This is a genomic window from Streptomyces acidicola, assembly GCF_009377235.1.
GTDB lineage: Bacteria > Actinomycetota > Actinomycetes > Streptomycetales > Streptomycetaceae > Streptomyces > Streptomyces acidicola.
The window spans coordinates 1-19,492 of sequence record NZ_VMNX01000103.1; the positions used below are offsets into that span (position 1 = coordinate 1).

Here is a 19,492-nt window from a genome sequence, read left to right on the forward strand (position 1 = left end):
CGCTCCGGCTCCTCGCCGCGAGGCGGCGGCCCCGCGTCCCCGCCCCCGGCGCAGCCGCGCCCGCCGGCTCGCCGTGGACCTCCTCCCGCCGGTCGTCACCCGGGCCATACGCCGGGCCCGGGCGAACGGGCACCCGAGCAAGGCCTGACCGTCACGCCGGGGGACCGCCGCGGTCGCCCACGCGAGGCGACCGCCCGGCCCCCGGCTCAGAACACATCGCTCGGCACGTAGGTCCCCCACACCTCGCGCAGGGCGTTGCACGCCTCGCCCACGGTCGCCCGTGCCCGCAGGGCCTCCTTCATCGGGTAGAGGACGTTGTCCGTGCCCTCGGCGGCCTTCTTCAGGTCGGCGAGGGCCGCGTCGACGGCCGGCTGGTCACGCTCGGCACGGAGCTTGGCCAGCCGTTCGGCCTGCTGGGCCTCGATGGCCGGATCGACGCGCAGCGGCTCGTACGGCTCCTCCTCGTCGAGCTGGAAGCGGTTGACGCCCACGACCACGCGCTCGCCCGAGTCCGTCTCCTGGGCGATCCGGTAGGCGCTGCGCTCGATCTCGTTCTTCTGGAAGCCCCGCTCGATCGCGTCGACCGCGCCGCCGAGGTCCTCGACCTTCGTCATCAGCTCCACGGCCGCGGCCTCGACATCGTCGGTCATCTTCTCGATGACGTAGGAGCCCGCGAAGGGGTCGACGGTCGCGGTCACGTCCGTCTCGTAGGCGAGGACCTGCTGGGTACGGAGCGCCAGCCGCGCACTCTTGTCCGTGGGGAGGGCGATGGCCTCGTCGAAGGAGTTCGTGTGCAGCGACTGGGTGCCGCCGAGGACCGCCGCCAGGCCCTGGACGGCGACCCGGACCAGGTTCACCTCCGGCTGCTGGGCGGTCAGCTGCACGCCGGCCGTCTGGGTGTGGAAGCGCAGCATCAGCGACTTGGGGTTCTTCGCGCCGAACTCCTCCCGCATCACCCGCGCCCAGATCCGCCGGGCCGCCCGGAACTTGGCCACCTCTTCGAGGATCGTCGTGCGGGCCACGAAGAAGAAGGAGAGCCGGGGCGCGAAGTCGTCGACGTCCATGCCCGCCGCCACCGCCGTACGCACGTACTCGATGCCGTCGGCCAGCGTGAACGCGATCTCCTGCGCGGGAGTCGCGCCCGCCTCCGCCATGTGGTAGCCGGAGATCGAGATCGTGTTCCACTTCGGGATCTCGGCCTTGCAGTACTTGAAGATGTCGGCGATCAGACGGAGCGAGGGCTTGGGCGGGAAGATGTACGTCCCGCGCGCGATGTACTCCTTCAGCACGTCGTTCTGGATCGTGCCGGTCAGCTTGTCCGCGCTGACGCCCTGCTCCTCGGCCACCAGTTGGTACAGCAGCAGGAGAAGAGCCGCAGGGGCGTTGATCGTCATCGACGTCGACACCTTGTCCAGCGGGATCCCGCCGAACAGCACCCGCATGTCGTCGACCGAGTCGATCGCCACACCCACCTTGCCGACCTCGCCGTGCGCGATCGGCGCGTCGGAGTCGTGGCCCATCTGGGTGGGCAGGTCGAAGGCGACCGACAGACCCATGGTGCCGTTGGCGATGAGCTGCTTGTAGCGGGCGTTGGACTCGACCGCCGTCCCGAACCCGGCGTACTGACGCATCGTCCACGGCCGTCCGGTGTACATCGACGGGTAGACGCCGCGCGTGAAGGGGTACGCCCCCGGCTCCCCCAGCTTGTCCGCCGGATCCCAGCCTTCCAGGGCGTCCGGACCGTACACGGGCTCGATGGGCAGTCCGGACTCCGACTCGCGCGCCATGGTGTGCCTCCGCATTGCTTGGTTACCCGCTGGTACGACGACCCTCGCTGACGGACTGTAGCGGTGGCCGTGCTCCCGGTGGAGGGGCCCACGCTGGGACCTTGCTCACAAGGGTCCGCCCCCTGCTCGTTCCCCACAATGTCGCGGGTTCGCGACCGGTCGCGAACGGGGAACATCTCAGGGGTACATCTCAGTGGGCACGACCGGACATCGAGCGGGATCCCGGGGCACGGTGAGGCGGCTGGGGGGCCGGTATGCGGATCAGGGGCATGCGGAGATCGGTGGCCGTGCTGGTGGCGCTCGTCGCGGTCGGCGGATGCACGGCCCAGTCGGTGGACGTGGAGAACGGCCGGCGCCAGCCGATACGCATCGACATCACGGCCACGCCGGACGGAGCCACGGGGAGTGGCGAGAACAGCGGCAGGGCCGATACGGACCAGAAGGGCGGGGGGAGCGAGAAGAGCGACAACGGGGACGGGAGCGGGATCGGAAGCGGGAACGGGAACGGGAACGGCGGGAAACCGCCGACCACCTCGACCCGCTCGACCCCCTCGTCTCCCCCGCTTCCCTCCGCTCCCCCGCCGCAGGTCCTCTGGCACCGGGGCGACAAGGGCCTTGGCATACGTGAGATACAGGCCCGGCTGCGGCAGGTCGCCTGGCTCTTCGACGGGCCCACCGGCGTGTACGACGACCTGACCGTCCAGGCCGTGAAGGGCTTCCAGGGCAAGCGCGGGCTGCCACGGACGGGTGCGACCGACAGCGTGACCTGGGCGCGGCTGCTGGGCATGACGCGGGAGCCGACCAAGTGGGAGCTGTACGCGTTCGGCGGGCAGCCGGCCGCTCAGCCCGGTCCGCGGTGCATGACGGGCCGGGTGCTGTGCATCAGCAAGACCAGCCGGACCCTGCGCTGGATGATCGACGGGCGGACGCTGTCGACGGTCGAGGTGCGGTTCGGCTCGGAGTACACGCCGACCCGCGAAGGGGTGTTCAGCGTCTCCTTCAAGTCCCGCCACCACTGGTCGACCCTCTACGACACAGCCATGCCGTACGCGATGTTCTTCAGCGGCGGCCAGGCGGTCCACTACTCCTCGGACTTCGCGGCCCGCGGCTACTACGGGGCATCCCACGGCTGCGTCAACGTGCGCGACGAGGCGAAGATCGCGGAGCTGTTCGCGCAGGTGCGGACCGGGGACAAGGTCGTCGTGTACTGGTGACCCTCGGGAGGAAGTGCGGGCGCGGGCGGGACCGGGGGAACGTGTCCCGCCCGCGCCGATGTGCACTGAGCTTGGGGTACGGGGGGAACCCCGGCTCTGTGCGACGGCCGATGACCAGTCGGCTCACTGAGTACTGCGCTCCGGCGGCCGAAAACGTCACACCAGGCTGGGAAAAATATCTGCCGCGCCACAAAATCGCAGGTCAGGACGGGGTCAGTGGAGAGACACCGACGAGGCCGCCGTTGCCGTGGTGGCCGTTGCCGTGATGGCCGTCGCCGCTGGGCACGGTGCCGGAGCTAGTCGTCGTCCCCTTGGCCGTTACCGCCCTTGCCTCCGGCGCCGTTGCCCTGGCCGTTGTTCCCCTGACCGTTGTTGCCCTGACCGTTGTTGCCTTGGTCGTCATTGCCTCGACCGTTGTTGCCCTGGCCGTTGTTGCCCTGGCCGGAGCCCGTGCCGCCGTTACCGGTGGTGCCGGCCTTGCCCGAGGAGCCCGTGCCGGTGCGGCCGCCCTGGCTGCCCAGGATGGCCGCGCAGTACTTGTTCACCTTGCTCTTGCCGCCCGCCGCGTCCTCCAGGTTGCGCATGCGGCCGAAGCCCAGTTTCTTGCCGTCCCGGACGTCGCGGCAGGCCGAGAGAGCCCCGCCGTACCACCCGCGGCCGGTGCCCTGCCAGTCCTTCCCGGAATTCTTGGAATTCTTGGAGCCCGGCTGCTGGGAGCGGTCACCACCCTGGGCCGAATCGTTCCGGGCGCCCCCAGGGTTCGCTCGGCCCGTGCCGTCGCCGGGCGACGGTTCACCGGACGACCCGTTCGCGGTGGACTCGGGCGACGGCGACACGAACGGCCGGTCCGGCGGCGCCGGGGCCGACACCGTCGAGGCGGGCTCCGGCCGGTCGTCACGGAACGGAGTCGGCAGGACACCGGTCCCGGCCGCGACGGCGACCCCGCCGAGCATCCCGGCGGCCAGCGCCGCGGCCATCGCGAACCGCACGGGACGGCCCCAGCGGGGCCGCCGCTCATCCGGCTCAGGCCGCCCGAACCGCACCAGACCGGCGTCGGCGGACCCCTCCGTGGCATCCGTACGGCTACGGCTGGAGAGTGTCGTGTCCTCGCCGTCCCGCTCGGCACGCACTTTACGGAAGGCGGCCAACGCCGCTTCCTCGCCCGGGAGTTCGGCGTCCGCGGCGGGAAGGTCGGCGGTCAGTGCGTCCAGGGCCCCGGTGAGCCGGCCAACGGCTGCGCGGGTGTCGGCGTCGACGGCTTCGAGCGGCTCACCACGCAGCAGGCTTTCTGCGGCGTCGCGGTCCAGCCACTTGTACTGCTCGTCGGCCATCACATGTCCTTCTGCGTCCGCGACCGGATATGCGTCACACCGGCGGACGTCACCGCGTGTGTCCGCGGTTCTCTCTGTGGGGGTACGGCGTCGAGCGAACCGGTTGATTCCGGGTCCGCGCCGAGCAGCTCCGCGAGCCGCTTCAGTCCACGGTGGGCGGCGGTGCGTACGGCGCCGGGCCGCTTGCCCAGGGTCTCGGCTGCCGTCTTGGCGTCGAGGCCCACGACGACGCGCAGGACGACCGCCTCCGCCTGGTCCTGCGGGAGCTGGGCTATCAGTGAGAGCGTGCGGTCGGTGGCGAGCGCCTCGATGGCCTCGCCCGCCGTGTCCGACTCGCCGGCCTTTCCGGTCAGCTCGGTCTCGTCACCGCCGATCGCCGGGCGCCGGCCGCGCATGCGTATGAGATCGAGCGCGCGGTTGCGGGCGATACGGGCGGCCCAGCCCCGGAACCGGTCCGCGTCCCCGCTGAACCGCTCCAGGTCCCTGGCTATCTGCAACCACGCCTCGGAGGTGACGTCCTCCGCGTCCGGGTCGCCGACCAGTGTCCGAACGTATCCGAGCAACCTTGGGTGCACCGCGCGGTACACAGTCCGGAACGCGGTCTCGTCCCCGTCCTGTGCCGCAAGCACGGCGGCGGTCAGCTCCGCGTCGTCCCCCAGCACCTACGCGCGCCCCTTTTTGCGCCCAAACCGGCGCCGCTCTCGCGGATCCGGTTCTCGCCGTCGTGGTTCCTCAATTGATGGTTGCGGTTTACAGGCCGTAGGTGGTTGCGGTGGTCGTCCGCCCTCCGCGCTCCGGCGCGAAACGCACGTTACGGCCTGAAACCGCTCCCCGTCCATGTCCGTAGAGCCTGCAACTAACTCGTGATGCCCTGAGGTGTGACAGAAAACGAGCCCACGGCGCTGTAGAGAGTACGGGTCGCCGCGCGGCCCGTGCCGTGCGACGGCCGGGGCCTCTCCTGTGGGGGGTGGCGGCCCCGGCCGTTGCCGTCGGCGGAGTTGGCCGGGTGTCTTGCAGGTACGGGGGTCTTGCGAGCACGCCGGCCTTACTTCTTTCCGGACTTCCTGGGCCACCTGAACCATCTGGACTTCCCGGGCTTCCTGAGCGCTCCGGACTGTCTGAACTTGCTGAACTTGCTGAACTGCCCGAACTTTCCGCGTTATCCGGGCTATCCGGTCTATTCCGACTTTCGGGATGTCTCCGGCGCGGGCGCTAGTCCTTCTTGGACTTCCCCGTCTCGGGGGTCGCGGCGCGCGTGGAGGCGGCGGGGTCGCCCGCGCCTCCGGTACCGCCGGTGCCGCCAGTGCCTCCGGTGCCGTCCGTGCCACCCCCGGCGCTGGACGCCGCGGACGGGTCCGCGCTGTTGCCCTGGCTCTGCCCCTGCCCCTGTCCCTGCCCTTGCCCGTTGTTGCCGCTGTCGCTCTCGCTCAGCTGCTCGGCGCAGTACGCGCGCACGTTCGCCTTGCCGCCCGCCGCGTCGATCAGGTGCCGCCAGGCGGTGGCCTCCATGGCCTTGCCGCGCCTCATGACCTTCTCGTACGCACGGCAGTGGGCCTCGGTGTCCTTGGCCTGCGGGGGGTGGTCCGAGGGGCCGCCCGGCGAAGAAGCCCCCGGAGCGGGCGCCACCGCGCCGGCCGATTCCGAGGGCGTGGCCGAGGGCAACTCGGGGGCGCTGCTCGACGGGCCGCCGCGCCCGTTCCCCTCGCCGTCGCGGTCGCTGTCCGACGAGACGCCGATCGCGGCCACGGCGACTCCACCGAGGGTCACGCTGGCCAGCAGCGCCGCGAGCGTGGCCCGCAGCGAACGCCCGGCCCGCCTCTCGACGTGGGGACGCCAGTCGTCGCGCCGCCGGGTATGGGCCGTGTGGGCCCCCTGCGCGCGTGCCGCCCGGAACGCCGCGACGGCCTGCGCCTCGCGCTCACTGTCCACGTGACCGGCCCGCACGGCGGCGAGGAGCACATCCACAGCGGCGGACGAGGCGCCCGTGGGGAGCCCGCCCGTGGGGAAGTCCCGCGGGTCGTCCGCCCCGGGACGCGCGAAGTGGCGGCCGGATGGCGTGCTGTCGCCCTGTTGTCCGCCCATGCCCACGTCACCTCCACCCGACGGCAGCCTGTCGTCGCCGTTCATCTCGACTCCCCCAGCGTCTGGGGGCCCTCATCCGTCACACCCTCCCCGCCGAGCAGCCGTGCGAGGCGTTTGAGTCCACGGTGAGCGGCGGTACGAACCGCGCCCGGGCGCTTGCCGAGAACGCGGGCGGCGGCGGGCCCGTCCAGGCCGACCACCACCCGCAGCAGCACGGCTTCCGCCTGGTCGCGAGGCAGCCGGGCCACCAGTTCCAGGGCGTGCTGGGTGGCGAGGGACTCCAGGGCCTGCTCGTAGGTGCTGTGGGTGCCGGGCAGATCGAGGACGTCGTTCTCCAGCGCGGTCGCCCGGGGCCGTACCTTCTGCCGGCGCAGATGGTCCAGGGCCCGGTGCCGGGCGATGGTCGCGGTCCACCCACGGAAGCCCGCGCCGTCCCCCTTGAACCGCCCGAGGTCCCGCGCGATCTCCAGCCACGCGTCGGACGCGACGTCCTCCGCGTCGTTGCCGACCAGACCCCTCAGATAGCCGAGCAGGCCCGGCTGGACGATCCGGTACGCCACGGCGAAGGCGGCCTCGTCCCCCTCCTGGGCCCGCGCGACGGCAGCCCCCAGCTCCCCGTCGTACGCCTGTACACGACGGGGTTCCCCTTGCTGGCCCACTACTGTCCTCGTTTGCACCGAGATCGAGTTCCGCGTCCTCCGGTCCGGCCGGACGTGGTCACTTCCGGCCGGATCCACGCCCTCCAAGGTCATCAGCGTCGGGCCTCACAGAAATGTCACAGTTCCCCGGCGGCCCCAGGCGTCGCACGAACCGGTCACCTGGAGGTCATCTTCCGGTGATGTAGCGCACATCTGGTGTTCTCGATGATGATGTGAAGCCCTCCCTGTGTGCTCAATGGAGGGCTGCCCGTATGCCGGGCGGTTTGTTGTGTCGCTTTTCCAGGGGTCGGGGATGTGGGTGGGGATTTTGAGTCGTCGTAGGACTCACGCGTACAAGCCGCTCGGCATGAGGCGGAGAGCGTGGCTGACGCTGGGGGCCGTCGTGATGGGCGGGTCGGGCGTAGTGACGTACGCCGTCGCCAGTCCGGGCGGCGGGCCGACCGCCGACTACACGGGAGACGGCGTCAGCGACCTCGTGGCCGCCACCCCGGAGACCGGCAGCGGCTGGATCACCCTTGTGCCGGGCGGCGTCAGCGCCCCCGTCTCCGCGTCGAAGCTCCGCCTCAACCAGGCGAGCCCGGGTGTCCCGGGTGCCGCGGAGTCCGGCGACCAGTGGGGCGCGGCCACCACGTGGGGCGACATCAACGGCGACGGCTACGCGGACCTCGCGATCGGCGCGCCCGGCGAGGACGACACCACCGGGCACAAGGACCGGGGTGCGGTGACGATCCTGTACGGCCCGAAGTTCGACACGGACGCGGACACCATGGCGCTCGGCGACGACTACAACCCCAACAGCGCGAAGTTCGGCTCGACCGTGGCCGTGGGCGACTTCAACTCCGACGGCAGGGACGACGTCTTCACCGCGGCCACCGGCACCGGCGGCAACTGGGCCGCCCGCTTCGACGACGGCCACGAGGTGGCGGGCGACCTCACGACGGTGACCGGCTCCCTGGCCTACGCCGACGCCACGACCGGTGACTTCAACCGGGACGGCTACGCGGACGTGGCGCTCAACTACCGTGACGCGTCCGGCGTCGGCAAGGTCGTCTGGTTCAAGGGCTCCAAGTCGCTGGGCCTGACGAAGGTCTCCACCCTCACCGTCAAGGGCGGCCGCTCCATCGACGCGGGCGACATGAACGGCGACGGCTACGACGACATCGTCATCGGCCAGCCGTACACCTCCGAGTCCGGGGCCAAGGCGGGCGGCCAGGTCACGATGGTCCTGGGCTCGTCCACCGGCTTCACCACCACCGGCATGAAGACGATCCACCAGGACACGAGCGGCGTGGCGGGCGCCGCCGAAGCCGGCGACGCCTTCGGCACCTCCGTCTCGGTGGGGGACTTCAACGCCGACGGCTACGCGGACGTCCTGACCGGCGCCCCGAACGAGGACATCACCCGCGACGGGAAGAACCGCTCCAACGCGGGCGCGGTCTGGCTCCTCAAGGGCACGTCCACCGGCCTGACGGGCACAGGCTCGCTGTCCCTCTCCCAGGACTCCCCGAACGTCCCCGGCGCCACCGAGACCGACGACAAGTTCGGCTCCGCCGTCTCACTGACCGACCTCACGGGCGACGGTTACGCCGACCTCACCATCGGCACCGAGGGCGAGGACAACGGCAACGGCACCCTCCTGTGGGTCCCGGTCCCGAACGGCACGGTCACGACGACCAAGTCGGCGTACTACGGGCTGACGCAGTTGGGGACGTCGACGGGAGGCAGGCTGGGCCAGGTACTGACGCCGTAACGCGCCCCGGTCACTGGTTCAGGCGGGGGCGAACCCACCCAACGCGTCCAGACAGAGCAACCGCAGCGACCCCTCACCCGCATAACACCGCCGCGCCTCATCGATCGGATCCCACAACCGACCGTCCGGCGTCCGCACCCACAGGTCCCCGCCCCCCGACACCCACTCCCCACCACTCTCGCGGACGATCACCTCACCCGCATACGCACCGAACCCCCGCAGCACCCGCTCGGCAGCAGCCCACGGCGTACCCTCCCGCCGTATCTCCTCGATCATCCGGTCCACCCGCCACAGACTCCGCGGCGAGTAGTCGAGACGCACCCGCGCCCCTTCGCGCATCATCCCCACCACGTCAGCCGCCCACCGAACGGGCTTGCCCGCGGAATGGTGCCGTGTCCCGTGCTGCGTCCCTGTCGTCGCTGTCGTGGCTGTCGTGGCCGTCGCCGTCCCCGTCGTCGTCGCCGTCCATGCCGTCTGCTGTGCGTCGTTCACACTCGGAAGAGCGCCCTCCGCGCGCGATGCGTCACACGAAACCGGCGTATGCGCGACACCGGCGCAGGACCGCCACAGCGACCGCAGGAAGGTCACAAGTTCCTTGCGCCACAAGGGGTTTGCCTCGCGGACAACACCCCGTCACGTATCAGACCCTGCCCCGCGCCCGCCGTGACACGACCGCCCGCAACACCCGCCGCCCCTCCGTCGACACGTCGAGTGCCTGCCGCACCCCGTTCGCCCCGTGCCCGGCGAGCAGTTCCAACACCGTGACCTGACGGCGCAGTTCTGCGGCGACGAGCGGGGACATGCCCTCCGTACGCCCCTCACGGCGGGCCGTCACCGACGAACCGCCCTCCGCCGAGTCCTTGTCCATGGGGTCGAGCAGCCGGTGTATCCGCAGGGCGGCCACCGAACAGCCGTCGGCCCACTCCCGAAACGCCCTCGCGGACCGCTCACCGGGCACGGCGGCCAGCATCCGCCGGGCGAGCAGAGCGGCCTCGTCCTCGACGGAACCACTGCCGGGACCACCGCCCTCGCCCCAGGCGTCCCCCACGTCCAACTCCCCGCGCACCTTGGTGACCCGCTCTTCCCAGTCACCCCAGGCGTCCGCGCCCGCGAGGCTCGCCCACAGCGGGCGCAGCACCTCGTCGTCGCCTCCGAGCAGTGGAACGCAGCGATCCAAACAAGCCAGTCCGCTGGCGGCCAGCCCGCGTTCGTCGGCCTGTGCGATCAGTTCCACCAGGCTCATCACGCCTCCTCGAACTCGCTCAAACTCGCTCGACTGGGCGCCTGCGCTTGATGGAGCCCGCACTTCCCCTTACTGCGTGCGACGGCCCGGGAGTGTCACAGGGGTACGACCCCGAGCCGGTCCAGTAACTGGAAAAGCAGGTTTTCGGCCACCGGAGCGGACGGGTCGGGCTCCATGGCCAGCAGGTCGGCGAGCCGCTCGGCACTCGCGGTGTGCCCGGCCTCCGCGGCCCAGGCGACGGCCCGCTCGGCGGCGTCGTGCGGCTCCAGGAAGTAGTCCTCGACGGTGAGCCCGTCCTCGGCGCCGCCCAGGTACCCGGCCATGGCCCCGCGGGCCAGACACGTGGTCCAGCCGCCGCTCTCGGGAGCGGCGGCCTCGACCGCCACGCAGTCGCTGTTCATGACATAGCCGAAGAGCGCGGGCGCCCCGGTCTCGCGGGCGAGCGCCTGCATGCTCCCGACGTCACCGGAGCCGTCCTGGTTCGTGTACTCCCAGACCTGCCAGCCGTCGTCCCCCGTCGAGAGCAGCGACATGCCCTCGGCCTCCGCCAGCGCGTCGAGCTCCGCGAGCGGCCGCTCGCTTCTGCCCACGACGTAGTAGCCCCAGTAGCCCATCCCGGCTCCCCCCGTCATCTCGGCACGACTCGCGCCGACTCCACCACAGCCGTACGGCAGTTCGCCCCCGGAATCGGGCAATCCGCCCCGGCGCGCCCGCGGTCAGCCGGAGACGGGCACGGGCGCGCCCGGCCCGCTGCGCGCCTTGGTGTCCTGCATGCGGGTCAGCGTGAGCACGAAGAGGATCGCGAGGACGGCGGCGACGACGTCGACTACGTCCGCGAACAGGATCTGCCCCACGGCCCGCTCGATCTCCGGCGCCGTCTCGGCCCTGCGGTACGCGGTGGAGGCGAGCCGCCCGGCGACCTGACTGATCACCCAGGCCGCCCACCAGGCGTTCACGAGCGCATGCGAGCGGGGCGCGTTCCAGGAGCTGCTCGCGTCCCAGATGTCGAGCGCGATCCGGCGCGGGAACCACAGGTTCACGATCGGCACGAACCAGCCGCCCACCGCCCAGCCGCGCTTCTTGCGGTGCCCGAACGGGTGGAACACCTCGGCGTTCACCCGCACCCGGTGGAACCAGACGAGGAAGACGACGGCGGTGCAGAGCAGAGCGGCCGTCTGCACGGACCCGGCCGCCACGAACAGCGAGTCCGCGGATTCGGCCCTGCGCGGGACGGCCGCACTGGTGTCGCCGTCGGCGATGTCGCCGGCCACGTCGTAGGACACGAGGTCCGCCCAGATCGCGAACAGATCGGCGGCGACGACCGCGCCGAGCAGCACGGCGACGGCCCGGCCGAGACCGACGGGCGAGCTCAGCCAGGCGCCCCGCCCGTGCGGCGGGGCCACGGGCGCGGCGCCGGCCGCGGCGCACTGTGCGCAGATGACCCCGTCAGGTGTGGCGTCGAAGTGTCGGCACCGCGTGCAGAGCATGGTGGAGTGGCCCCCCGTGTCGGATCGGACAGAACCGCACGGGGCCCTCCCCAGAACCTCACGCGCGGCACGCGGAACATACGGCGCACCGGCCGCGCACGTCCACCGGTTTCAACCCGTACGAACGCCCGGCGCGCCACGCGTCAGCTCCTCAGCTGACCCGGTCCGCCAGCTTCTGGAACTCCGCCCAGGACAGGGCGGGCTTCCCCGGATCCCACAGCTTCTGGCTCAGCGCCCGCAGCGGCATCCTTACGCCCTGTGCCACCTGTGCCTCGGTCTGGGAGTTCGACAGGTCGCACCAGACCGCGAAGGACCCGCCCAGGATCTGGTCGTCGTACTGCTCGGCCACCGGAGTCGTGCCGCGCAGCACGAGCGGCGTCCACTGCTCGTAGATCCGCTCCCCGGTCGGATAGACGAAATCGTTGGGTTCGCCGAGGACGTAGTACAGGAACTCGTCGTTGTAGTTGACCACCCGGCGTCCGGCGCTCAGGTATTCGTCCGGCTGCCGGGCCCCGATCTCCTTGCCGGTCCAGTACGCGACCTGGATGTCACGCGACGGCTGCACCTTGGTGTCGCGGAAGAACCCGTCGTTCCAGGCCCGCATCGTCCGGTCGTGCTTGCGAATCGTGGCGGCCCGGTCGTCCATCCAGCCGGTCGCCAGGTCGGCCACGGTCGCCCCCGCCCCGTAGCGGGCCCGTGCCGCGGCCGCCAGCTGCGGATACGAGGTCTCGGGGTCCGAGACCATCAGCGCCCGGTACTCGTCGGCGCCGAGGTGCCAGTACGGCCCGGGGAACAGGTCCGCGTACTCGTTCAGCAGATCGTCGACGATTTTCGCCGCCTTGGGCTTGGAGATGTCCACCGCGCCGGAGGCGGCCACGCCGCTCGCGTTGCGCAGCTGCAGGTCCGGGTAGGCGGCGATCACCGCGCCCAGGTGGCCCGGCGAGTCGATCTCGGGGACGACCTTGATGTGGCGGCTCGCCGCGAGGTCCACGATGCGCCGCACCTGTGCCTTGGTGAGGTGCTGCTTCGACACCACCTGGGGGTGCGTGTCGGACTCGATGCGGAAGCCCTGGTCGTCGGAGAAGTGCAGCCCGAGCTGGTTGTACTTCAGGTCGCCGAGCTCACGGATGCGGTCCTCGATCCAGCCCGCCGTGAAGTGCTTGCGCGCGATGTCCAGCATGAACCCGCGCTGGGGCTTGGCCGGCTCGTCCCGTACGACGCCCTCGGACGCCGTACCGCCGTCGCGCACCTCCTGTTTGAGGGTGCGCGTGCCGTAGAAGACGCCCGTGTCGGTGGCCGCGGAGATCCGTACGCGCCCGTTCCGCACGGTCAGCGTGTACGCCTCGGAGTTCGGCTGGTTCTTGCCGGTCAGCGCCAGCTGTACGTCCCCGTCGCAGGGCTCGGCCTCTCCGGCGTACGTGAGACCCAGCTCACGGGCGGTGAGCTTGCCCTCGTCGGCCAGCTTCTTGTCGCCGATCACGAGCCGGGCGCCGTCGGAGGGTCGCCAGCCGGGACCGCGGGCGGGCGTGTGCTCACGCACCGCCGGGATCGTCCTGGGCTTCTGTGACATCGGGTACGAGCGCGAGGACGACGCGGACGGGGAGGGGCAGTCGCTGCTCCCCGCACCCACCCCCGTCGGCTGGGAAGCGGTCGTCTCCCCCGTGCCACCGCCCGGCCAGACGGTCACACCGAACACGACGGCACCCCCCGCCAGAGCAACCCCCACGAAGGGAAGCAACCACTTGGGCGCCATGGGCGTCCTTCTACGGGGTGCCCGGCGCCGACCACGGTTCACGACGCACCTCCGGCTGCTCTTTCTATCCGCATTCGCCCCATTTCACGTACCTCCACTCACGTACCTCCACCGTCGAACCTACGACGTCCATCCAGCCCGACTGTCCACCACGGTTTCCGAAACTCTTCCCTCCGGGTGAATTTCGGGCATCGTTCAGACAGTCGTTGACCGCCCTCGATAACGTGACGGCACATCCCACACCCCACCCCCAGCCGACCCGTACGCGAGGTCCACAAGACCTCGCCACACACCGCCGAGGACCCACGCTGCCTTCGCACCGTATTCCGCACCTCCCCGGCCAGGTCGCCTTCCCGGAGCAGTCCCGCACCGCCCCCGGCCCCATGGCCCTGGAGGGGTTCAACACCGCGCCCGCCACCGACGCCGAGCAGGCCCTCCTCACCTGCTGCCGAAGTCTTCGCTGGGCCCACCGCGTCGCCGAGCACAGGCCCTACCCGGACCTGGAGGCGCTCCTCGCCGCGGCCGACGAGGCGTCGTACGACCTGACGCCCGCCGACATCGCCGAGGCCCTGGCCGCCGAGTCGCTCACCCCGCTCCCGGCCGGCGCGTACTCCGCCGCCCACACCGCACTGAGCGCCGCACACGCCGCGTACGAGAGCCGCTTCGGGCACGTCTTCGTGATCTGCCTGGACGACATCCCCGCCGCGGAGGCCCTCGATCGGGTCCTCACCGGCATCCGGTCACGATTGACAAACGATCCGGAGGAAGAACGCCTCCTGACAGCGGAGGAGCTCCGCCGCCTGGCGAGGGGAAGGCTGAGAAGGATCGTAGGGGACTTTTCATCCCAGCCGGTGCCTTAGGGGGCGCGAAGCGCCTTTTAGGGGCGCGGGGAACTGCGCGACAAGCCAAAAACAACCCGCACCCGGCAAACAAGACAAGCCCCCACCCCGGAAGCCGCCCACCACTACCCCGTACGCATGCCTGTTTGATCACACCCACGGCCCCCGAGTAAGCGCCACAGGCACACGTCGCTACGATGCTGGGGGCCGGTGGACCGTACCCGGCCGGGCCCGACCGACACAGAAGCCGGCAGGCCCCAGTCCCCGCTCCCGGAGGGTTCTTCCGTGCCGGCTGGAACGCTGTACCGCGGCCGGGAAGGAATGTGGTCCTGGGTGGCTCATCGAGTCACCGGCGTCCTCATCTTCTTCTTCCTGTTCGTACACGTGCTGGACACCGCTCTCGTGCGTGTCTCCCCCGAGGCCTACGACACCGTCGTGGCCACGTACAAGACGCCTCTCGTCGCGCTGCTGGAATACGGCCTCGTCGCCGCCATTCTCTTCCATGCGCTCAACGGCCTGCGCGTCATCGCCGTCGACTTCTGGGCCCAGGGCCCGCGCTACCAGAAGCAGATGCTCTGGACCGTCGTCGGCGTCTGGCTCGTGCTGATGATCGGGGCGCTCTACCCCGTCCTCGGCCACGCCGTTCGTGAAGTCTTCGGGAGCTGAGGCGCATGTCCACCACTGAGACCACCGAATCCGGAATCGGCCCGGTAGAGGGCACGGGCGAGCTGTCGGGCTACAGCCCCGAGAACCCGGCTCCCGTCATCGAGCCGCCCCGCAAGCGCACCACGAAGACCCCGAAGTCGACCCGCGGCAACTTCGAGATGTACGGCTGGCTGTTCATGCGCCTGTCCGGCATCGTCCTGGTCGTCCTGGTCATCGGCCACCTGCTGATCCAGCTCGTCCTCGACGGCGGCGTCTCCAAGATCGGCTTCGCGTTCGTCGCGGGCCGCTGGGCCTCGCCGTTCTGGCAGACCTGGGACCTGCTGATGCTGTGGCTGGCGATGCTGCACGGCGCGAACGGCCTGCGCACGGTCATCAACGACTACGCGGAGCGCCCGAACACGCGCCTGTGGCTGAAGGGCCTGCTGTACACCGCCACGGCGTTCACCATCCTGCTGGGCACGCTGGTGATCTTCACCTTCGACCCGAACATCCGCTAGGCACGGGGCTGAGGTATCCACTCATGAAGATCCACAAGTACGACACCGTCATCGTGGGCGCCGGTGGCGCCGGTATGCGCGCCGCCATCGAGTCGACGAAGCGCAGCCGCACCGCCGTGCTCACGAAGCTCTACCCGACCCGCTCCCACACGGGCGCCGCGCAGGGCGGCATGGCCGCCGCGCTGGCGAACGTGGAGGAGGACAACTGGGAGTGGCACACCTTCGACACGGTCAAGGGCGGTGACTACCTGGTCGACCAGGACGCCGCCGAGATCCTGGCGAAGGAGGCCATCGACTCGGTCCTCGACCTGGAGAAGATGGGCCTGCCGTTCAACCGCACCCCGAACGGCACCATCGACCAGCGCCGCTTCGGCGGTCACAGCCGCAACCACGGCGAGGCCCCGGTCCGCCGCTCCTGCTACGCGGCCGACCGCACCGGCCACATGATCCTCCAGACGCTGTACCAGAACTGCGTGAAGGAGGGCGTGGAGTTCTTCAACGAGTTCTACGTCCTGGACCAGCTGATCACCGAGGTGGACGGCGTCAAGAAGTCCGCCGGCGTGGTGGCCTACGAGCTGGCCACCGGCGAAATCCACGTCTTCCAGGCGAAGGCCGTGATCTACGCGTCCGGCGGCTGCGGCAAGTTCTTCAAGGTGACGTCGAACGCGCACACGCTGACCGGTGACGGTCAGGCGGCCGTATACCGTCGCGGGCTGCCGCTGGAGGACATGGAGTTCTTCCAGTTCCACCCGACCGGCATCTGGCGCATGGGCATCCTGCTGACGGAGGGCGCCCGTGGTGAGGGCGGCATCCTCCGCAACAAGGACGGCGAGCGCTTCATGGAGAAGTACGCGCCGGTGATGAAGGACCTCGCGTCCCGCGACGTGGTCTCGCGCTCCATCTACACGGAGATCCGCGAGGGCAGGGGCTGCGGCCCCGAGGGCGACCACGTCTTCCTCGACCTCACCCACCTCCCGCCGGAGCAGCTGGACGCCAAGCTCCCGGACATCACGGAGTTCGCGCGCACCTACCTCGGCATCGAGCCCTACACGGACCCGATCCCGATCCAGCCCACCGCGCACTACGCGATGGGCGGCATCCCGACGAACGTCGAGGGTGAGGTCCTGATCGACAACACCACGGTCGTCCCGGGCCTGTACGCGGCCGGCGAGGTCGCGTGCGTGTCGGTGCACGGCGCGAACCGCCTGGGCACGAACAGCCTCCTGGACATCAACGTCTTCGGGCGCCGCGCGGGCATCGCCGCCGCCGAGTACTCCCAGAAGGCCGACTTCGTCGAGCTGCCGGAGAACCCGGAGTCCCTGGTCGTCGAGCAGATCGAGCGGATGCGTACGTCCACGGGCAGCGAGCGCGTGGCGGACCTGCGCCGCGAGCTGCAGGAGACCATGGACGCGAACGTCATGGTGTTCCGCACCGAGCAGACGATCAAGACGGCCGTGGAGAAGATCACGGAACTCCGCGAGCGCTACAAGAACGTCTCGATCCAGGACAAGGGCAAGCGGTTCAACACGGACCTGCTGGAGGCCATCGAGCTCGGCAACCTCCTGGACCTGGCCGAGGTCATGGCCGTGTCGGCGCTGGCCCGCAAGGAGTCCCGCGGCGGTCACTACCGCGAGGACTACCCGAACCGCGACGACGTCAACTTCATGCGCCACACCATGGCGTACCGCGAGGTGGGCGACGACGGCGCCGAGTCCATCCGTCTCGACTACAAGCCGGTCGTCCAGACCCGCTACCAGCCGATGGAGCGTAAGTACTGATGGCTACCCCTGTTCTGGACAAGGCCGAGACCCCCGATTCGGCGTCTGCGGCCTCCCCGTACATCACGGTCACGTTCCGCGTGCGCCGGTTCGACCCGGAGGTCGCCGCCGAGGCGTTCTGGGAGGACTTCGAGCTGGAGATCGACCCCAAGGAGCGCGTCCTCGACGGCCTCCACAAGATCAAGTGGGACGTCGACGGCACCCTGACCTTCCGCCGTTCCTGCGCCCACGGCATCTGCGGCTCGGACGCGATGCGGATCAACGGCAGGAACCGTCTCGCCTGCAAGACGCTGATCAAGGACATCAACCCCGAGAAGCCGATCACGATCGAGCCCATCAAGGGCCTCACGGTCCTCAAGGACCTGATCGTGGACATGGACCCGTTCTTCCAGGCGTACCGGGACGTGATGCCCTTCCTGATCACGAAGGACACGAACGAGCCGACGCGGGAGCGCCTCCAGTCGTCGGAGGACCGGGAACGCTTCGACGACACGACGAAGTGCATCCTGTGCGCGGCCTGCACCTCCTCGTGCCCGGTCTTCTGGAACGACGGCCAGTACTTCGGCCCGGCCGCCATCGTCAACGCGCACCGCTTCATCTTCGACTCGCGTGACGAGGCGGGCGAGCAGCGCCTGGAGATCCTCAACGACAAGGACGGCGTGTGGCGTTGCCGCACGACCTTCAACTGCACGGACGCCTGCCCGCGCGGTATCGAGGTCACGAAGGCCATCCAGGAGGTGAAGCGCGCGCTGATCACGCGCCGCTTCTGATCCGCTGAGCCGCCTGGCTCCACGGTGCAATGGGCCCCGTCTCCCGGTTGTGAACTGTCACGTGCCGGGGCGGGGCCCATACGTATCTCTCCGGCCGTGCCGCCTAGGGAGCCCGCCACTCGGCCCACACCTCCTTCCCTCCGCCGTCACGACGCCCGTTGACTACGAGAAAGTGCCCCCACTCATCGGCACACGCCTGCGTCAGCCAGAGCCCGCGCCCGCTCTCCTCGTCGAGCCCCGGCTGCGGGCTCTCGCGTGGAGGACAGGAGCTGCTGTCCCACACACTGAGCCGCAGCCGCCCGTCGGCCCGTACAAGCCGTACGGCGACGGGATCCCTCGTACAAGCCAGGGAGTTGGTGACGAGCTCGGAGGCGACGAGCTGGGCGTTGTCGAGGACGGTGGGTTCGGTCCGGTACCGGGTGAGCACGGTCCGGACATGGGCGCGGACGATGCCGGGTCCGAAGGGTGAGTGAGGGATACGAAGGCTGTACGCCCAGTCGGTGTCGAGTGGGGAGTGAGTTGCGAACTTTGTCTGGGTGATTTCGGTCATGGCCGTAACTCCTCTTCGAGGAAGGGGGCTGGATCCGTGGACCATTCAGTGGGGTGACAGGTGACACAGGCGGTGGCTCCGCCGCCACTGCCGTGTGCTGGACTCGGGCAGGGCGGTGCGCTTCCGGGAACCCGGTCACCACGTTGGGTAGTTGATGCAATACTCACCGTAGAGCACGCAACTACAATACTGCTACCGAACACGGAAACTTCCTGGATAGGAGCGACTGTGCCACCAAGGCCCACAGCAACCGCGAGGCAGCAGCGACTAGGCGCCGAACTGCGCAAACTGCGCGAGCGTGCGGGCCTGACCACCCGCGCGGCCGGTCAGAAGTTGGGGGTTGATCCGGCCAGGATCAGCAACATCGAGTCCGGGAGATTCGGCGTCAGCGCCGACCGTGTTCGAGCTTTCGCCTTCGGATACGACTGCGACGACAAGCCCTACCTCGACGCCCTGGCGACCATGACCACGGTCCGCTCCCGCAACTGGTGGGATGACTACCGCGATCTCCTGCCGCCGGTTCTGCTTGACCTGTCGGAGATGGAGGAGCACGCGACCGCGCTCCGCACCGTGCAGTTCACACACCTGCCCGGCCTGCTCCAAACCGCGGACTACGCCCGCCTGGTCTTTCAGCAGAACGTCCCGGCGCTCTCTCCACCCATGGTCGAGCACCGCCTCTCCCACCGCATCAAACGCCAGGGCATCCTCTACGCCGACGCCCCGACGCCGTACACCGCGATCATCCATGAGGCCGCCCTGCGCATGCAGTTCGGTGGCCCGGAAGTCATGCGCAAACAGTTGGCGCACATCGCGGAGATGAGCGACCGTGAGCACGTGACGGTCCTCGTCCTGCCGTTCGCAGCGGGGATTTTCCCTGGCGCGGGCCAGACCGTGGTCATCGCCCAGGGCCCGGTCCGGCAGCTGGACACCGTGCAGCTGGACACTGAACACGGCTCCGAATTCCTGTACGCGGAGGCGCAGTTGGTCAAGTACCGGACGATCATGGGCCGTATGGAAGACCTGTCGTTGGACGCCCCCGCCTCACGCAACCTCATCCACACCCTGATCACTGACCTGTGAAAGGCC

General features: G+C 69.9%; 19 protein-coding genes. 8 read left to right on the forward strand and 11 right to left on the reverse strand.

What is annotated here, in order from left to right:
* Positions 1-206: 206 nt before the first annotated feature.
* Positions 207-1,787: an acyl-CoA mutase large subunit family protein gene (locus tag FPZ41_RS24895; protein WP_152865944.1), complete on the reverse strand. Its 1,581-nt coding sequence runs from the start codon at positions 1,785-1,787 to the stop codon at positions 207-209.
* Positions 1,788-2,041: 254 nt separating this feature from the next.
* Between FPZ41_RS24895 and FPZ41_RS24900 the strand changes: the two genes are divergently transcribed.
* Positions 2,042-3,001, forward strand: coding sequence for a L,D-transpeptidase family protein (locus FPZ41_RS24900; protein WP_152865945.1), 960 nt, complete (start codon positions 2,042-2,044; stop codon positions 2,999-3,001).
* 296 nt (positions 3,002-3,297) lie between these two features.
* Here FPZ41_RS24900 and FPZ41_RS24905 read toward each other — a convergent pair whose 3' ends face one another.
* The 4 genes from FPZ41_RS24905 to FPZ41_RS24920 all read right to left on the reverse strand — a co-directional run bounded on the left by FPZ41_RS24905 (position 3,298) and on the right by FPZ41_RS24920 (position 7,073).
* On the reverse strand, positions 3,298-4,332 hold the full coding sequence (locus tag FPZ41_RS24905) for a hypothetical protein (protein WP_152865946.1): 1,035 nt from the start codon (positions 4,330-4,332) through the stop codon (positions 3,298-3,300).
* Entirely contained in the window at positions 4,332-4,994 is a 663-nt protein-coding gene (locus FPZ41_RS24910; protein WP_322620687.1) for an RNA polymerase sigma factor, read from the reverse strand. Before FPZ41_RS24910 ends, FPZ41_RS24905 begins: the two co-directional genes overlap by 1 nt.
* A 550-nt stretch (positions 4,995-5,544) precedes the next feature.
* Positions 5,545-6,459 (reverse strand): hypothetical protein, encoded by a 915-nt coding sequence (locus tag FPZ41_RS24915; RefSeq protein ID WP_152865947.1) that lies wholly within the window; start codon positions 6,457-6,459, stop codon positions 5,545-5,547.
* The gene (locus tag FPZ41_RS24920) at positions 6,456-7,073 is read right to left on the reverse strand and encodes an RNA polymerase sigma factor (protein ID WP_165935010.1); all 618 of its coding nucleotides are present in this window, start codon (positions 7,071-7,073) and stop codon (positions 6,456-6,458) included. Before FPZ41_RS24920 ends, FPZ41_RS24915 begins: the two co-directional genes overlap by 4 nt.
* 346 nt (positions 7,074-7,419) lie before the next feature.
* Between FPZ41_RS24920 and FPZ41_RS24925 the strand changes: the two genes are divergently transcribed.
* Positions 7,420-8,823, forward strand: coding sequence for an FG-GAP-like repeat-containing protein (locus FPZ41_RS24925; protein ID WP_228022959.1), 1,404 nt, complete (start codon positions 7,420-7,422; stop codon positions 8,821-8,823).
* 18 nt (positions 8,824-8,841) lie between these two features.
* Here the strand turns inward: FPZ41_RS24925 and FPZ41_RS24930 are convergent, their stop codons facing one another.
* The 5 genes from FPZ41_RS24930 to FPZ41_RS24950 all read right to left on the reverse strand — a co-directional run bounded on the left by FPZ41_RS24930 (position 8,842) and on the right by FPZ41_RS24950 (position 13,306).
* Entirely contained in the window at positions 8,842-9,315 is a 474-nt protein-coding gene (locus tag FPZ41_RS24930; protein ID WP_322620688.1) for a hypothetical protein, read from the reverse strand.
* Between the two features lie 148 nt (positions 9,316-9,463).
* Positions 9,464-10,066 (reverse strand): hypothetical protein, encoded by a 603-nt coding sequence (locus tag FPZ41_RS24935; RefSeq protein WP_152865949.1) that lies wholly within the window; start codon positions 10,064-10,066, stop codon positions 9,464-9,466.
* Positions 10,067-10,161: 95 nt separating this feature from the next.
* Complete coding sequence (locus tag FPZ41_RS24940; RefSeq protein WP_152865962.1) at positions 10,162-10,680, reverse strand: hypothetical protein; 519 nt, start codon at positions 10,678-10,680, stop codon at positions 10,162-10,164.
* A gap of 102 nt (positions 10,681-10,782) precedes the next feature.
* On the reverse strand, positions 10,783-11,553 hold the full coding sequence (locus FPZ41_RS24945) for a DUF4328 domain-containing protein (RefSeq protein WP_152865950.1): 771 nt from the start codon (positions 11,551-11,553) through the stop codon (positions 10,783-10,785).
* Positions 11,554-11,704: 151 nt separating this feature from the next.
* Entirely contained in the window at positions 11,705-13,306 is a 1,602-nt protein-coding gene (locus tag FPZ41_RS24950; protein ID WP_152865951.1) for a beta-N-acetylhexosaminidase, read from the reverse strand.
* A 206-nt stretch (positions 13,307-13,512) separates the two neighbouring features.
* Here FPZ41_RS24950 and FPZ41_RS24955 point away from each other — a divergent pair, with 206 nt between their 5' ends.
* The 5 genes from FPZ41_RS24955 to FPZ41_RS24975 all read left to right on the forward strand — a co-directional run bounded on the left by FPZ41_RS24955 (position 13,513) and on the right by FPZ41_RS24975 (position 17,856).
* Positions 13,513-14,166, forward strand: a complete 654-nt coding sequence (locus FPZ41_RS24955; protein ID WP_152865952.1) for a 2-oxo-4-hydroxy-4-carboxy-5-ureidoimidazoline decarboxylase — start codon at positions 13,513-13,515, stop codon at positions 14,164-14,166.
* 264 nt (positions 14,167-14,430) lie between these two features.
* The gene (sdhC, locus tag FPZ41_RS24960) at positions 14,431-14,811 is read left to right on the forward strand and encodes a succinate dehydrogenase, cytochrome b556 subunit (RefSeq protein ID WP_322620689.1); all 381 of its coding nucleotides are present in this window, start codon (positions 14,431-14,433) and stop codon (positions 14,809-14,811) included.
* 5 nt (positions 14,812-14,816) lie between these two features.
* Positions 14,817-15,308: a succinate dehydrogenase hydrophobic membrane anchor subunit gene (locus tag FPZ41_RS24965; protein ID WP_152865953.1), complete on the forward strand. Its 492-nt coding sequence runs from the start codon at positions 14,817-14,819 to the stop codon at positions 15,306-15,308.
* 23 nt (positions 15,309-15,331) lie between these two features.
* A complete protein-coding gene (gene sdhA / locus FPZ41_RS24970) occupies positions 15,332-17,086 on the forward strand; it encodes a succinate dehydrogenase flavoprotein subunit (RefSeq protein ID WP_152865954.1) in 1,755 nt (584 codons plus the stop codon).
* A complete protein-coding gene (locus FPZ41_RS24975) occupies positions 17,086-17,856 on the forward strand; it encodes a succinate dehydrogenase iron-sulfur subunit (RefSeq protein WP_152865955.1) in 771 nt (256 codons plus the stop codon). The genes sdhA and FPZ41_RS24975 overlap by 1 nt, the downstream gene beginning before the upstream one ends.
* A 103-nt stretch (positions 17,857-17,959) precedes the next feature.
* Here FPZ41_RS24975 and FPZ41_RS24980 read toward each other — a convergent pair whose 3' ends face one another.
* Positions 17,960-18,406 carry an ATP-binding protein gene (locus tag FPZ41_RS24980; protein WP_152865956.1) on the reverse strand — a complete coding sequence of 149 codons (447 nt, stop codon included), beginning with the start codon at positions 18,404-18,406 and terminating at the stop codon, positions 17,960-17,962.
* A 228-nt stretch (positions 18,407-18,634) separates the two neighbouring features.
* Here FPZ41_RS24980 and FPZ41_RS24985 point away from each other — a divergent pair, with 228 nt between their 5' ends.
* Positions 18,635-19,486 (forward strand): helix-turn-helix domain-containing protein, encoded by an 852-nt coding sequence (locus tag FPZ41_RS24985; protein ID WP_322620690.1) that lies wholly within the window; start codon positions 18,635-18,637, stop codon positions 19,484-19,486.
* Positions 19,487-19,492: the final 6 nt, after the last annotated feature.